Raw genomic sequence first — 15,271 nt, forward strand, 5'->3', positions numbered from 1 at the left:
CCGCCGCGCGTGTCACAGATAGGGTCGCCGCGGGTTCACCGCAACGATTCAAATGCTCAGGAGCCGCCCTTCAGCCGCTTGCGGTGAAGTTCTTCAGCATTCGGCAGCGCCTCCTTCGGCACGCCGAAAATCTGGCCGGGCTCGATCAGGTCGGGGTTTTTGATCTGGTCCTCATTGGCGAGGTAGATCGTGGTGTAACGCACGCCCTGACCATAAACGCGGCGGGAAATCTGCCAGAGCGTATCGCCACGGCGGATGATGACGCTGTTCTGGCTTTCGGCGAGCGGCGCCTGCTCGAAGGTCTGCGGACCGGCCGGCGCCTGCGGCGCGGGAGCGGGCGGCGCGGTGATGTGGAGTTCGGCAAGGCGGCTTGCGAGCGAAGCGATGCCCTTGCCGATTGCCGCCACGTCGTTCGGCCATGCCTCGACCGTTGTCAGCAGCTGACGTGCCTTGGCGGCAATGTCGCCTGCAAAGGCGGTGAAGGCCGGTTCGGTCGCGGCAGCGGTGCGGAATTCGGAGAGCGACTTCAGGCCGATCACCACGGCGGAGCGGCCGGCAATCGCCTGGTCGAGTGCAGGCGTGGCCTGATCCTTGTAGAGATTGGAAAGAATGCCGAAGGCCTTGGCGATATCCGTGCGCAGTTTTTCGAAAGCGGCGCGGTCGCTGGCCGTGCTCTGGTTCTCAGACGGCGCAGCCGTTGCGGTGGCGGCAGGAGGTGCCTGCATGGCGACGGTTGCCTGATCGGTCTGCGGACGCTCGAAAGGAACGCGCACGCGCACCTTCACCGTGCCGTCGGCATTCAGCTCTTCGACGGTGATGATATGGCTGCCAACAGTCAGATCGACATCGCCCTCGATGACGAAATGGCCGGAGGCTTCCGCGGTGGTCTTGCCGATTTCGCTGTCATCGACCAGCGCACGCACCGTCGAGGCAGCAGGTGCTGAACCGGCAACGAAAATCTTCGACCCTTCGAATTCAACGGCGCTGACCTGAACGGTTGACGTCAGCGGGGCAGCGGCCGGAGCCATGACGCCGGCAGCAGGGGCGGGCGTGTTGCTGGCGCCTGTTTCGGAGGTTGCCGCAGGCTGCTGCGATTGAGCGGCTTGCTGGGGCTGAAGGGCTGGAGGTGCGGCCTCAGGCATTGCGAGCACGCGGCTTGCCTTGCCGGGCTTGGAAACCATGGCCAGAAGCTCGCCCGCCTTGTTCTCGGGCACGGAAACGGTTGCGACTTCTTCCGATTGCGTCGCCTTGCCGCTCGCGTCGGTCGAGCGCAGCACCAGCTCATGATCGCCGGGGGGCAGGGGATTGTCGAAAACGGCGGCGAAATCGCCGGTGCCGTCAATGGTCGTCTGCGCGATCACCTTGCCGTTGCTGAGAATTTCGAGCTTCGCGCCGGGCTGTGCCTTGCCAGCGACCACGGCCGAGCCATCCGGCTCGACGCGCAGCACGTCGAAAGTCGGCGCGCCGGGCGTGGCCTGGGCGGCATCGCCGGGAGCGGGGGCCGCTGCGGGCTGCGCCGGCTGGGCTGCGCCATCATCGGTGCCGGCAAAAACGCCTGCCAGGCGACGGACCTGTGCTGCCGCCGCCGCCGCGCTGTCGGGCAGGCCGCGCAGGAAGGCCGTGGTGCGTTCGGCCGCCGAACGGGCCGTGGTGATCAGCCGCGACGTGGTTTCATCCAGCGTTTCAGGAATTTCGATGTTGGTGAGTTCTTTGAGCGATGCCTCGACCTTCTTGCGCGCTGTCGCGAAATCGGCGTCGGAAGGAACCTTGCTATCGGCGAAAAGCGTGGTCAGATCCTTGATCGACTGGGTCGCGGAAGCGGCGAGACGCCCGACCTTGTCGGCAATATTGGCAGTCTCCTGCGCGGCGTCGGACAGAATGTCTCCGGCCTTGTCGCTGCCCATTTCGACGCTGTTCTTCACGGCATTGCCCGCCTCGTTGATGGCGTCGCCGATCGGTTTGCCGTCATTGGAAATCCTCGGCAGGACGAAAAAGATCATGAGCAGGGACGCAATGCCCAGCACGATCAGCGCCAGCAAACCGGCTTTATTGTTTTTCATCCTGGAATCTCCGGATATTTCAAGCGTTTCACACGAGTTGAGATTGCTAGCGTCTTACCTTGCCTCAGACAAGCGGCGTGTGGTCAAAAGGCCATATTTGCAAGGGATTTCCCAAATTTTCTTGACGTGCCGCATCCAGCATAGTTCCTTCCCCTCATGACGGACAAAAATACAGCGATTCGATCCATCTGCGTTTATTGCGGCTCCCAGCCCGGACGTGATCCGGCTCACATGGAAGCGGGCCGCGCGCTTGGGAAATCCATTGCCGAAAACGGCATTCGCCTCGTCTATGGCGGCGGCACCAAGGGCATCATGGGCGCGGTCGCCAGCGGCGTTCTTTCGAATGGCGGCGAAGTGACGGGCATCATACCGGAATTTCTGGTCGATATGGAGGCGACGCGCCATTCTCTCGGACAATTGAACGAGCTTGTCGTCACCAAGGACATGCATGAGCGCAAACATATGATGTTCGAGCGCTCGGATGCCTTCGTGACGCTGCCGGGCGGCGTCGGCACTCTGGAAGAGATCGTCGAGATCATGACCTGGGCGCAGCTCGGCCGTCATGCCAAGCCGATGGTCTTTGCTAATATCAACGGTTTCTGGAACCCGATGCTGGAACTGGTGCAGCACATGCGCGACCAGGGCTTCATCCACCGCGCGCATCTTCTGAACCCGCTGGTCATCGACGAGGTGAAGGACATCGTGCCCGCCATCATCGACCGGGCGCTGGCGCAGCAGAACCCTGAAGGCGATCCTTCGGTCATATCCCGCCTGTAATCCATGCGGTCCCTGCGTGGGCAGCGGTTTCGGGGTAACGATCTCCATCACTCAGCAAAAGAGCGTTAACGAGCCGCCGCGCGGTCCGTTATAATTTTAAGTGTATATTAATACAGTTTTAACTGCGGCATTGCCGCGCCCGCTCTTTTCATGGCCCCGTGACCGATCCTGTGCCAGCGTCAACAAGGCGTTGGTTGACCGCGAAATTTGTTTCGCCGCCAAGAGCGTGGGTGTTATCGGAAATGATTGCTTTTGTGGTGCGGCTAAAAAGCCGGGCGCATTTCATTATTCAAAGAAGTCCGCTGCGGAGCAGGGAGGCCATTCTCGGCTCCGCCGCCCGCCGCAGGGTCGATGCGAAAATGCGGCTCGGGCTGCTCATCGCGGTCTTCGCGGTCCTTTATGGTGTGGTTGCCGCGCGCCTTGTTCAATACGGCTTTGCCGAACCTGTCACGACCGCCTGGATCAATAGCGGCGCGACCGCAGTCGCATCCCGCCCCGATATTGTGGACCGCAATGGCCGGTTGCTGGCGACCGATCTCAACATGGTGTCGCTCTATGCGGATCCGCGCAGGGTCGTGGACGCCGATGAAGTCGTCGAGAAGCTCGCAACCGTCATTCCCAATCTCGACTGGCGCGAGACACATCGCAGATTGCGCATGGACAGCGGTTTCCAGTGGCTGCGACGCCAGCTTACGCCCCGGCAGCAGGCGGATATCCTGAACCTCGGTATACCCGGCATTGGTTTCCGGCCGGAAAAGCGGCGGTTTTACCCGGGCGGCCCGACGGCCTCGCATATCATCGGCCACGTCAATGTCGATAATCAGGGCCTCGCCGGCATGGAGCGTTATCTCGACCAGCAGGGGCTGGCTGATCTGCGCGCGACGGGTCTGGCGAGCGGCGTGGCGCTGGAGCCGGTGAAACTGTCGATCGATCTGCGGGTGCAGAACATCGTCCGGGAGATCGTCGTAAAGGCGAAAACCGACTATCAGGCGGAAGCGGCGGGTGCGGTGATCGTGGATGTGGAAACGGGCGAAGTGCTCGCCATGGCATCAGTGCCCGATTACGATCCGAACGAACCCTCCCGCACCCTTGCCGATGGCAGCATCGACAGGGAGTATGAAAAAGGCTGGTTCAACCGGATGAGCAACGCCACCTTCGAGATGGGCTCCACCTTCAAGAGCTTCACGCTGGCCATGGGGCTGGATGCAGGCGCGATCACGCTGAATTCGGTGGTCGATGCGACGCGGCCGATCCGCATTGGCGGCTTCACCATCAAGGATTTCTGGGGCAGGAACCGCCCGCTTTCAATCCCGGAAGTGTTTCAATACTCGTCGAATATCGGCACGGCGGCGGTTGCCGACATGGTTGGCGTCGAAAGCCATCAGCAGTTCCTGACGAAACTCGGGCTTCTGTCGCGGATGGAAACCGAGATGCCCGGCGTCGCCACGCCCACCCAGCCGAGGGCTTGGAAAAAGATCAATTCCGTCACCATTTCCTTCGGGCACGGCATCGCCACCACCCCGTTGCAGACGGCGGTTGCCGCCGCAGCGCTCATCAATGGCGGAAACCTGATTTCGCCGACCTTCCTGTCGCGCTCCAAAGACGAGGCCGCAGCGCTTTCCCGTGCTGTCATCAACGGAAAGACCAGCGCAGACATGCGTTATCTTTTCAACTGGAACGGCATCAAGGGCTCCGGCAGGCGGGCGCAGGTCGATGGATTTCACGTGGGCGGCAAGACCGGCACCGCCGAGAAGGTCATCAACGGCCGTTATGCCAAGGACATCAACTTCAACAGCTTCGTTGCCGCCTTTCCGATGCACAAGCCGAGATATGTCGTGCTCTCGATGATCGATGCGCCGAAGACGGGTGAGAACGGCGGCCGCACGGCAGCCTCCACCGCGGCACCGATGATCCGCGAAATCGTCACCCAGACAGCCGCACTTCTCGGCGTCAAGCCGCGCTTCGGTTATGACGCTGCACCGGAATTGCTGATGGATTATTGACCTTGGAGTGCTGTGCCTCTGCAAGGGGCGCTATGATGGAATCCCTCATTCCTGTGACAAGCACAGGAATGAGGGAGAGAAACTTCGACGTACTTCCTTACCGCTTGAGCCGCAACAGGCTCGAACCGGTATAGATCGCCAGCGCCACCCAGATCATCGCAAAGGCCGCCATCCGCACCATGTCGAAAGGCTCCTTGAAGATGAAAATGGCGATCAGGAAGATCATCGTCGGTGCGATGTATTGCATGATGCCAATGGTCGACAGCCGCAGGAGTTTCGCGCCATTGCCGTAAAGAATGAGCGGAACGGCGGTGATGAGGCCGCTGGCGACCAGAAGCCAGGTGTCCGTCGCATTGCCCGCCATGAAATGTGCCTGTCCACTGAAGCCCAGCCATGCCATGACCAGCACGGCCGGGATGGACAGCAGCATGACTTCCAGCAGAAAGCCCTGTGTTGCACCAATCGGCAATGTCTTGCGGAAGAAGGCGTAGAAGCCCCAGGAGACGGTGAGCACGATGGAAACCCACGGCAGGCTGCCAGCATGCCAGGTGAGGATTGCGACCGCAAGCGCTACCAGAGCGATGGCGGCGATCTGCGCCGGATAAAGTTTTTCCTTCAGAAGCACCGCGCCGAGGAAGATGCTGAACAGCGGATTGATGAAATAACCGAGCGCCGCATCGAGCGCACGTCCGGCGCCAATCGACCAGATATAGACGCCCCAATTGATACTGATGAGAGCGGCCGTGAGGCTCGCCATGGCCAGCATTCTCGGGTTTTTCAGCGCCGCCCTGATTTCCGCCGTCCGGCCGATGGCAATCAGTACCGCTGCTGCGATCGGCACCGACCATATGACGCGGTGAACGATGACCTCGATCGGCGAAATATGCGCGACCGCTTTCATGTAGAGGGGAAGAAACCCCCACAGCAGATATGCGGAAAGCGCGAAAGCAAAACCGCGCGCGCTGTCGCCGCCCTCTTGGGCCGGGAGCGTTTTGTCGAGTGCCATGGGAGTACCGCCAAATTGTTCGGATGGTTCTTTCATAGCGGATCGGCGTGACGGGAGCCAATTCATTTCCGTGAAGGGTTCATGAGAAAAACTGCATGAATAAAAGGCGCTTTGCCGTTGAAACAGGCGGCGTCCTGACCGGCCGGATGATCCACGCCCGACAATTCGCATGAATCATTGTCTCATCCGACCGTTCCAAGCTACTGAAAGAGCTGATTATTTCCCTGCGAACCGATCGTTTGCGCGGATCAGCTGGTCAAGAATGCCGGGTTCGCTCATGGCATGTCCGGCGGCCTCGACGATATGGAAATCGGCCTTCGGCCAGGCCTTGGCCAGCTGCCAGGCATATTTCAGCGGGCAGGGCATGTCGTAACGTCCATGCACGATGACACCGGGAATATCCCGGAGTTTGCCGGCATCGCGCAGCAATTGCCCTTTTTCCAGCCAGCCGCCATTGACGAAGAAGTGGTTCTCGATGCGCGCAAACGCGATGGCATATTTGTCCTCGCCGAAATCCTCGACGCGCTCCGGATCTGTCACGAGCGCGATGGTTGCGCCTTCCCACTGGCTCCATGCCTTGGCGCATTCCAGCTTCTTTGCCTCGTCCTTACCGGTGAGATAGCGATTATAGGCCTGCATCATCTCGCCGCGCTCGGCCTCGGGAATCGGCGCGATGAAGTTTTCCCAGCGGTCGGGATACATTTCGGAGACGCCGAACTGGTAGTACCAGTCCAGCTCCGGCTTGGTGACGGTGTAGATGCCGCGCAGAACCAGTTCGTTGACGCGGTCCGGATGGGTCTCGGCATAGGCGAGCGCCAGCGTCGAACCCCATGAGCCGCCGAAAACCAGCCATTTTTCGAAGCCGCAGAGTTCGCGCAGCCTTTCGATATCGGCAACGAGATGCCATGTGGTGTTGGCTTCAAGCTCCGCATGCGGCGTGGAGCGACCGCAGCCGCGCTGATCGAACAGGATGACGTCGTAAAGTGCCGGATCGAAGACGCGCCGATGTGTGGGGTTCACCCCGCCGCCCGGGCCGCCATGCAGGAATACCGCCGGTTTTCCACCCCGTGTGCCTACCCTTTCCCAATAGATCGTGTGGCCATCACCGACATCAAGCATGCCGGTCTCGAAGGGTTCGATCTCCGGGTAAAAGCCGCGCAGTTCTTCGGTCATGGGTCATCATCCTTCGCTGGCCATTCGGCCGTATCATGGTCCGGGTGCTGGCAATTGTTCACCCGAGGGGGAGGGCTATCCGTTGCAGGTTCCGGCTCGACCGGCAAGCCATCGAGTGCGCCGAACCAGTGCATCTTGCCGGCGAGATTGGATTGCGCCTCGGGTCTCACCCGCTGCGGCTCATCCAGCGAACCGAGGGTGATGTTGATGAAATCGGCATCCGGCATGTCGTAGAACAGCGGCGTGCCGCAGCGTCCGCAAAAACCGCGGCGCACGTGATCGGACGACTGGAACCACGCTGCTTCGCCACGGGTCATTTCAAACTGCGTAAGCGTACTTGCGGCAAGTGGCATGAAATAATTGCCCGATGCCTTCTGGCACATGCGACAATGGCGCAGATGCGGATAACGAAGACCGCCTCCTATCCGATAACGCACCGCGCCGCACTGGCATCCGCCGCTGAAACCCTCGGTTTCGCTCATGCGCGACCGTCTTCCGGCGGCCAGACCTGCGTGTCGTGATCCGGGTGCTGATAGGAGGTGATTTCGGCCTCGTCCACGCCCTGTTCCACGGCCGGTTTGCCGAACAGCTGCTCGATCCACGGCATGCGCTTATGGAAATTGACCTGCACCTGCGGCTCGATCCGCTCGGGTTCATCGAAGGCGCCGATGGCGATCTCCACGCCGCCGGGATAATGATAGGTCAGCGGCGTGCCGCATTTGTTGCAGAAACCGCGATGGATTTTTCCCGAGGAGCGGAAGAGGGACGGCTGGCCGCGCGTCCAGGTCAGATGCGCCTGATCGGCGCTGACCAGCGCGCCGAAGAAATTGCCGAAATGTTTCTGGCACATTCGGCAATGGCAGATGGAGGCCCGGCCGAGCTTGCCCGCATGGAAACGCACGGCGCCGCACTGGCAACCGCCGGAAAATCCCGCTTCGCTCATCATCTGTTCTCCGGTGGCCAGTTTTCAGTGTCGTGATCGGGATGTTGATAGGAAACGAGATCGGCGAGGTAATCCACCTGCGTCAGGTCGTCTTCGGTGGCAACGGCAGGCAGCGTGTGAAGCGTGTCGACGAAATCGATCTTGCGCTCCACGCCCCACTGGATGGTCGGCGGCAGCGCAGCGGGATCGTCAAAGGCCCCGGCCGCCACCGCCACACCGTCAGGCGCTTCATAAGTCAGCGGCGTTCCGCATTCGGGGCAGAAACCGCGCTTGACGACGCTGGAGGACTGGAAGCGTTTCGGCTCACCGCGCGTCCATTCGAATTCAACGTCGCGTACGGAGACCAGCGGCGCATAATAGGCCCCGAAAGCCTTCTGGCACATGCGGCAGTGACAGATGGAACTGTCTTTCAGGTCGCCGGTTGCACGGAAACGGATCGCGCCGCACTGGCATCCGCCGGTATATGTCGTCATGGTCGGTCCTCCTTCGCCGTTCGGATAATGTGGAGACAGACATTGTCGATGTCTCTGAGGATATCCTCGTTCCAGAAACGGAGGACTGTCCAGCCCAGTTCCTCAAACGTCCGTGTTCTCTGCTGGTCATAGGCTGCCGCAACGTCGCCCGCGTGCTGAAACCCGTCCAGTTCGATAATGATCTTATGCGAGGGGCAAGCGAAATCAACGATATATCCGGCGACCGGCAGCTGGCGTCTGAAAGACATGCCGTCTAGGCGGTGAGCGCGGACGGCGTTCCAGAACTTCAGTTCTGCATCGGTCATAGCCTTCCGCATCCGCCGGGCGTGTGACCGATGTTGAGGATTGACCTTGGCGTGGGGCACGGGATGCTCGCGGCTTGATGGGGTGCGGCGAGATTGGAACATGGCGTGGTCGAAAGCAAGGGCGCGTCGTGGGGCTCACCCCCCCTCTGCCCTGCCGGGCATCTCCCCCTCAAGGGGGGAGATCGATCTGTGGCTCGGCCTTGCCCATCTCGACGCTTAAAAGTGAAGTTGAGGTAGTGCTTCTGGCTGATCTCCCCCCTTGAGGGGGAGATGCCCGGCAGGGCAGAGGGGGGTATGCCGCAGACGAGGCCCCTACCGCTTCAACTCCCAAGTCGTCGTCCGCTCGCCGGTTTCCTTGTCCTTGCCATCCTTCAGCTGAATGCCCTTCTCGGAAAGCTCGTCGCGCAAACGATCCGCCTCCGCAAAGTTCTTCGCCTTCAACATTTCAAGGCGCAGCTGCACCAGCGCATCGACCGCCGAAACGATGGCCTCGTCCATTTCCGCTTTTTTCGGCAGCACGCCGAGCAGGGCGGCGCTGGCCGCAAAGGCTGGCAGGCGAGTTGGATCGGAATTGGCGGCGTGCGCCAGCGCGTGCAGCGCCTGCACGGCGGCAACGGTATTGAGATCGTCGGCAAGCGCTTCGAGCACGGTGTCGTCCGGTGCAGAATCGGAGGCTTCCGCCGCCGGCCACTTGGCCAGCAGGCGTTCGGCCTCTTCCAGCCGCTTCACCGAAAAATCGATCGGCTCGCGATAATGCGTCATCAGCATCGCCAGGCGAAGAACTTCGCCCGGCCATTGGCGGCCGCCGAATTTCTCCGTGTGCAGCAATTCGTAGATGGTCACGAAGTTGCCCTCGGACTTCGACATCTTGCGGCCTTCCACCTGCACGAAGCCGTTGTGCATCCACACATTGGCCATGACATGCGTGCCATGGGCGCAACGGGATTGCGCGATTTCGTTCTCATGGTGCGGGAAGATGAGATCGAGCCCGCCGCCGTGAATGTCGAAGACCTCGCCGAGGTAGCGACCGGCCATGGCCGAGCATTCGATGTGCCAGCCCGGACGGCCGCGGCCCCAGGGGCTTTCCCAGCCCGGCTCATTGTCCGAGGAAAGTTTCCACAGCACGAAATCGCCCGGGTTCTTCTTGTGGGCTTCCACCGCCACGCGCGCACCCGCCTGCTGCTCGTCCAGCGGGCGTTTGGAGAGCTGGCCGTAATCGGCCATCGAGCGGGTATCGAACAGCACCTCGCCGCCCGCCGTATAGGCATGGCCGCGGGCGATCAGCTTCTCGATGAGGTCGATCATTTCCGCGATGTAGTCGGTGGCGCGCGGTTCGACGGTCGGCGGAAGGCAGCCGAGCGTGGCCACATCCTCATGGAACTGGTCGGCGGTCTTTTTCGTCACCGCATGGATGGCGTCGTTCAGCGGCAGATGCGGATAGTCGCGCAACGCCCGCGCGTTGATCTTGTCGTCGAGATCGGTGATGTTGCGGGCATAGGTCACATGGTTTTCGCCATAGACGTGGCGCAGCAGCCGGAAAAGAACATCAAAAACGATGACCGGGCGCGCATTGCCGATATGGGCGAAATCGTAAACCGTTGGTCCGCAGACATACATGCGCACATTATCTGCGTCGATCGGCGCAAATTCCGACTTTTCGCGTGTGAGTGTATTGTGAAATTTCAGGCGCAAGGACATGCGGGTGTTCCCTAGAGGCAGTCAATTGTCCTGACCGGACCGTTTGTCTGTTGGACCTTGCGGGAAGACGAAAACGATCTGGCCGGTGGCGAACCAGCAAAATTTATTCAGCAGCAGGTGCAGATCGTTGTTTTCATGCCTTGCCTTATGGCGCGCCGGCCCTGCGCGGTCAAGCGTTTCTCGCGGGTGCCAGAACTGCCTTGACCAAAAGCCTATTCCGGCTGGCGATAATCCACGAATTTCCTGTCGCGCACCACGAAGAGCTTGCCGGTTTCGGTCAGCTCGGGTGAGGCGAGGGGGAGGATCGCGGCGGCCACCTCTGATGGATGCGGCACGGTGGCCGGGTCTTCGCCGGGCATGGCCTGCGCACGCATGGCCGTGCGTGTCGCACCGGGATTGATGCTGTTGACGCGAAGCGCGCTCTTCTGGGTTTCCGCAGCCCAGGTGCGGGCAAGCGCTTCGACGGCGGCTTTGGAGGTGGAGTAGACGCCCCAGAAGGGACGACAGCTATGGGCGGCCCCCGACGATAGGATCAGCGCACGGCCCGCATCAGATTTCATCAGCAGCGGCTCGACAGAGCGGATCAGCCGCCATGTGGCGGTGACATTGATGGTCATGACCCGTTCAAAGACTTTCGCCTCGATATGGCCGACCGGCGAGATGACGCCGAGCACGCCGGCATTGGCGACCAGAATATCGAGCTTGCCCCAGCGTTCGAAAATATTGGCGCCCAGTGCATCGATGGCGTTCATGTCGGAGAGATCGAAAGGGACGAGGGTGGCGGTGCCGCCGACAGCCTTGATGGCGTCGTCCAGCTCTTCCAGACCGCCCACCGTGCGCGCGCAGGCGATGACATGCGCACCGGCCTTGGCAAGTTCCAGCGCCGTGAAATAACCGATGCCCCGCGAAGCACCGGTGACGAGCGCGATCCTGCCCTTGAGATTGATGGTCATGTTGCCCCCTCCGAAATTGATTCCGTTCCTTTTATGAAACGACTGGCGCCAACCGCAAGCAATCAAAATGCCGCAGCGGGCACAGTTTCAATCGCAGGCAAGAAAAAAGCGGCCACCGGAGGCCGGTGGCCGCTTGTTCGTCCGGACTATCAGCCGTTGCTGGCCAGCATGGAAATCTTGCTGCCCATCGACTCGCCGTTCTGATCGAGAAGGCGGGTCGGGTAGTCGCCGGTGAAATAATGGTCCGTGAATTGCGGCCGCGCATGGTTGCGGTTTTCGCCGCCGACGGCGCGGTAAAGCCCGTCGATCGACAGGAAGGCCAGCGAATCGGCGCCGATGAATTTTGCCATGGCGTCCACATCGGCATATTGGTTGGCGAGCAGCTTGTCGGCATCCGGCGTGTCGATGCCGTAGAAATCCGGATGGAAGATCATCGGGCTGGCAACGCGGATATGCACTTCCTTGGCTCCCGCCTCGCGGATCATCTGCACGATCTTCACCGAGGTCGTGCCGCGCACGATGGAATCATCCACCAGCACCACGCGTTTGCCTTCAATCATCGCCCGGTTGGCGGAATGCTTGAGCTTGACGCCGAAAGCGCGGATCTGCTGCGTCGGCTCGATGAAGGTGCGCCCGACATAGTGGTTGCGGATGATGCCGTATTCGAAGGGAATACCGCTTTCCTGCGCAAAACCAAGTGCTGCCGGCGTGCCGCCATCGGGAACCGGAACCACCACATCGGCTTCCAGCGGCGCTTCCTTGGCCAGGTTCATGCCCATGTTCTTGCGCGTCGTATAGACGTTGCGGCCGCCGACAACGGAATCGGGACGGGCGAAATAGACATATTCGAACAGGCAGAGACGCTCCGGCTGCGGCTTCGAGGGCTTGCGCGCATCGATGGTGATCGAACCATCCGGCTGGATCTCGCAGATGATGACTTCGCCGTTTTCAACATCACGCACGAATTTCGCGCCGATGATATCGAGAGCGCAGGTTTCCGAGCAGAAGATCGGCTTGCCATCAAGCTCGCCCATGACCAGCGGGCGGATGCCGATCGGGTCGCGGGCGGCAATCAGCTTGGTGCGCGTCATTGCCAGCATCGAATAGCCGCCTTCCATCTGCCGGATGGCGTCGATGAAGCGATCGGCGGTGGAAGAGTGGCGCGAGCGGGCGATGAGGTGCAGCACGACTTCGGTATCGGAGGTCGACTGACAGATGGCGCCGGTGGCGATGATCTGGCGGCGAAGCGTCAGGCCATTGGTGAAATTGCCGTTATGGGCAATGGAAATGCCGCCTTCTTCCAGTTCGGCAAACAGCGGCTGCACGTTGCGCATCGCCACTTCGCCGGTCGTGGAATAACGGGTGTGGCCAATCGCGATGGAGCCGGGCAGGCGGGCAAGGGTTGCCGGATCCGTATAATGATCGCCAACGAGGCCCATATGGCGTTCCTGGTGGAAGCGTTTGCCGTCGAAAGAGACGATGCCCGCCGCTTCCTGGCCGCGATGCTGCAGCGCATGCAGGCCGAGAGCGGTCAGCGCCGAGGCGTCGGCATGACCGAGAATGCCGAAAACGCCGCACTCTTCGTGCAACGTGTCGCCGTCGATCTCTTCCTTGAAAGTGGCCCCATGGAACTTGGAATGCGAAAGCGGCTCAATCATCCGGCTTGCCCTTGCTCTCTACCGAGAAAAACGAAAGACCTCTCCGGTGAGCTTGTCTCCCGGTCGGCCTGTCTGTGTCGTGCTTGATATTTAGCACAAATAGCGCGCCTTGCATGCATTGCAAGGCGCACCCTCGTGTCAATTATTCGTTGCCGGCGGATTTGTCGCCGGTGCATCTTCCGCTGGCGCCTGCGCAGCTGTCGGTTCCTGTGGCTTTCCGAGAATGCGGGCGCGGATCTGCGGTTCGATATCGTCAGGCAGAACCGCCTCCAGCTTGCCCACCAAACCATCCAGGAAAGGCTTGGACTTGGCCTGCGTTACCCATTCCGGCTGCGTCTTCACATCCACCAGCCAGTTCCAGAAGGCGACCGCGACAACAAGCAGCAGAATGCCGCGCGCCGCGCCGAACAGGAAACCAAGCGTGCGATCCAGCGCGCCGATGCGGCTGTCGATGATGAAATCGGCAATGCGCGAGGTGATGAAAGAGATGACGATCAGCGAGACGAGGAAGACCACGCCCGCCGAGCCGGCAATGGCGATCTTGTCGTCATCGGTATAGTTGCGCGCATAGGGCAGCAGGACCGGATAAAGATAATAGGCGGCGGCGACCGAACCGGCCCAGCTCGCGATCGACAGAATCTCGCGGGAAAAGCCGCGTACCATCGCGAGAATGGCGGAGAAAAGAACAACGGCGATGACGATGCCGTCGAAAATTGTAATGGGCATATACCAACTCCGGAGGTGCGACGCCTTGTCAGACGCTGCCTTGCCAATTTTGCGATCCTCTTACACCACTGTTTCCCTTGGCGAAAGGATCAATATTCGTCGTCCTCAACCTGTTTGAACCGGTTGCCGGAGCCGGCGATGCGCGCCACGAGGTCTGGCAGGCTTTCAATTTCCGTCCAGCGCCCCTTGCCGCCCTTCGGCAATTCAGCCGAAGCGGAAGGCAGAAGTGCGGCGGAAAAGCCGAGTTTCTCAGCTTCTTTCAATCGCTGGCCCGTGTGCGAGACCGGCCGCACCGCGCCCGACAGGCTGACTTCGCCGAAATAGACGCAATCGGCGGGCAGGGCAAGACCGGCCAGCGAGGAAACCAGCGCAGACGCGATCGCCATATCAGCAGCCGGCTCAGAAATTCTGTAACCACCGGCGACATTCAGGTAAACATCGTGCTGACCGAGCTTCACCCCGCAATGGGCCTCCAGCACGGCAAGGATCATCGCAAGCCGCGAACTGTCCCAGCCGACCACGGCGCGGCGCGGCGTGCCGAGCGAGGTGGCGGCGACCAGCGCCTGCACCTCAACCAGAATGGGGCGCGTGCCTTCCATGCCGGCAAAAACGGCGGCGCCCGGCGATTTTTCGTTGCGCTCGCCCAGAAACAGTTCGGAAGGGTTGGAAACCTCACGCAATCCCTTGTCTGACATTTCGAACACCCCGATCTCGTCCGTCGGTCCGAAGCGGTTCTTGACGGTACGGAGAATGCGGTAGTGGTGACCGCGATCGCCTTCGAAATACAGCACGGCGTCGACCATGTGCTCCACCACGCGCGGACCGGCGATCTGGCCTTCCTTGGTCACGTGGCCCACAAGCACCATGGTCGCGCCGGTCTGCTTGGCAAACCGGATCATCGCCTGCACGCCGGTGCGCACCTGCGTCACCGTGCCGGGGGCGGAATCGGCCGTGTCGCTCCACAGCGTCTGGATGGAATCGATGATGACGAGATCGGGCCGCTTGCCCTCGGAAACCGTTGCGAGGATATCCTCGACATTGGTTTCGGCGGCCAGCAGCACATCGGTCTCGGCTGCACCAAGGCGCTGGGCGCGCAGGCGCACCTGCGCCACCGCCTCTTCACCCGAAACATAGATGATGCGGTGTCCGCGCCTCGAAAGGGCAGCGGCCGCCTGCATAAGCAGGGTGGATTTGCCGATACCCGGATCGCCGCCGATCAAGACCGCCGAACCGCGCACAAAGCCGCCGCCGGTCGCCCGGTCGAGTTCGCTGATGCCGGTCGGAATGCGCGGCGCTTCCTCGATCTCGCCGGAAAGCGAGGTGAGCGTGACAGGCCGACCCTTCTTGGGCGTCTTGCCGGGGCCGGAACCGATGCCGCCCATCGGGTCTTCCTCGACGATGGTGTTCCACTCGCCGCAGCCTTCGCATTTTCCCGCCCAGCGGGTGTGAACCGTGCCGCAGTTCTGGCACACAAATTGGGTCTTGGCTTTGGCCAT

At 61.2% G+C, this 15,271-nt stretch carries 14 protein-coding genes; 2 read left to right on the forward strand and 12 right to left on the reverse strand.

The genetic code is table 11. From position 1 onward, the window contains the following. Nucleotides 1–56: 56 nt before the first annotated feature. Nucleotides 57–2,060, reverse strand: coding sequence for a LysM peptidoglycan-binding domain-containing protein (locus JZY08_RS03950; RefSeq protein ID WP_216331068.1), 2,004 nt, complete (start codon nucleotides 2,058–2,060; stop codon nucleotides 57–59). Nucleotides 2,061–2,216: 156 nt separating this feature from the next. Here JZY08_RS03950 and JZY08_RS03955 point away from each other — a divergent pair, with 156 nt between their 5' ends. Together JZY08_RS03955 and JZY08_RS03960 are read left to right on the forward strand one after the other, a co-directional pair. Continuing rightward, nucleotides 2,217–2,837, forward strand: a complete 621-nt coding sequence (locus tag JZY08_RS03955; protein WP_065115288.1) for a TIGR00730 family Rossman fold protein — start codon at nucleotides 2,217–2,219, stop codon at nucleotides 2,835–2,837. A gap of 242 nt (nucleotides 2,838–3,079) precedes the next feature. Then, complete coding sequence (locus JZY08_RS03960; RefSeq protein WP_216331069.1) at nucleotides 3,080–4,840, forward strand: penicillin-binding protein 2; 1,761 nt, start codon at nucleotides 3,080–3,082, stop codon at nucleotides 4,838–4,840. A gap of 97 nt (nucleotides 4,841–4,937) precedes the next feature. Here JZY08_RS03960 and rarD read toward each other — a convergent pair whose 3' ends face one another. From rarD to radA, 11 genes are all read right to left on the reverse strand, one after another. Continuing rightward, the gene (gene rarD / locus JZY08_RS03965) at nucleotides 4,938–5,846 is read right to left on the reverse strand and encodes an EamA family transporter RarD (protein WP_216331070.1); all 909 of its coding nucleotides are present in this window, start codon (nucleotides 5,844–5,846) and stop codon (nucleotides 4,938–4,940) included. Between the two features lie 216 nt (nucleotides 5,847–6,062). Continuing rightward, the gene (pip, locus tag JZY08_RS03970; RefSeq protein ID WP_216331071.1) at nucleotides 6,063–7,019 is read right to left on the reverse strand and encodes a prolyl aminopeptidase; all 957 of its coding nucleotides are present in this window, start codon (nucleotides 7,017–7,019) and stop codon (nucleotides 6,063–6,065) included. Beyond that, nucleotides 7,016–7,501: a GFA family protein gene (locus JZY08_RS03975; protein WP_216331072.1), complete on the reverse strand. Its 486-nt coding sequence runs from the start codon at nucleotides 7,499–7,501 to the stop codon at nucleotides 7,016–7,018. Before JZY08_RS03975 ends, pip begins: the two co-directional genes overlap by 4 nt. Continuing rightward, nucleotides 7,498–7,962 carry a GFA family protein gene (locus tag JZY08_RS03980; protein WP_216331502.1) on the reverse strand — a complete coding sequence of 155 codons (465 nt, stop codon included), beginning with the start codon at nucleotides 7,960–7,962 and terminating at the stop codon, nucleotides 7,498–7,500. The genes JZY08_RS03975 and JZY08_RS03980 overlap by 4 nt, the downstream gene beginning before the upstream one ends. Beyond that, on the reverse strand, nucleotides 7,962–8,435 hold the full coding sequence (locus JZY08_RS03985; protein ID WP_082184045.1) for a GFA family protein: 474 nt from the start codon (nucleotides 8,433–8,435) through the stop codon (nucleotides 7,962–7,964). Before JZY08_RS03985 ends, JZY08_RS03980 begins: the two co-directional genes overlap by 1 nt. After that, nucleotides 8,432–8,740 carry an endonuclease domain-containing protein gene (locus JZY08_RS03990; protein ID WP_253204049.1) on the reverse strand — a complete coding sequence of 103 codons (309 nt, stop codon included), beginning with the start codon at nucleotides 8,738–8,740 and terminating at the stop codon, nucleotides 8,432–8,434. The genes JZY08_RS03985 and JZY08_RS03990 overlap by 4 nt, the downstream gene beginning before the upstream one ends. A gap of 312 nt (nucleotides 8,741–9,052) precedes the next feature. Continuing rightward, nucleotides 9,053–10,438 (reverse strand): cysteine--tRNA ligase, encoded by a 1,386-nt coding sequence (gene cysS / locus JZY08_RS03995; RefSeq protein ID WP_216331074.1) that lies wholly within the window; start codon nucleotides 10,436–10,438, stop codon nucleotides 9,053–9,055. Between the two features lie 212 nt (nucleotides 10,439–10,650). Further along, nucleotides 10,651–11,391, reverse strand: coding sequence for an SDR family NAD(P)-dependent oxidoreductase (locus JZY08_RS04000; RefSeq protein ID WP_137037384.1), 741 nt, complete (start codon nucleotides 11,389–11,391; stop codon nucleotides 10,651–10,653). A gap of 149 nt (nucleotides 11,392–11,540) precedes the next feature. Beyond that, entirely contained in the window at nucleotides 11,541–13,049 is a 1,509-nt protein-coding gene (purF, locus tag JZY08_RS04005; protein WP_003496866.1) for an amidophosphoribosyltransferase, read from the reverse strand. A 138-nt stretch (nucleotides 13,050–13,187) separates the two neighbouring features. Continuing rightward, on the reverse strand, nucleotides 13,188–13,775 hold the full coding sequence (locus JZY08_RS04010) for a CvpA family protein (RefSeq protein WP_003496865.1): 588 nt from the start codon (nucleotides 13,773–13,775) through the stop codon (nucleotides 13,188–13,190). 89 nt (nucleotides 13,776–13,864) lie between these two features. Next, nucleotides 13,865–15,271: a DNA repair protein RadA gene (radA, locus tag JZY08_RS04015; protein WP_216331075.1), complete on the reverse strand. Its 1,407-nt coding sequence runs from the start codon at nucleotides 15,269–15,271 to the stop codon at nucleotides 13,865–13,867.

This window comes from Rhizobium sp. X9 (assembly GCF_018873185.1).
GTDB lineage: Bacteria > Pseudomonadota > Alphaproteobacteria > Rhizobiales > Rhizobiaceae > Agrobacterium > Agrobacterium oryzihabitans.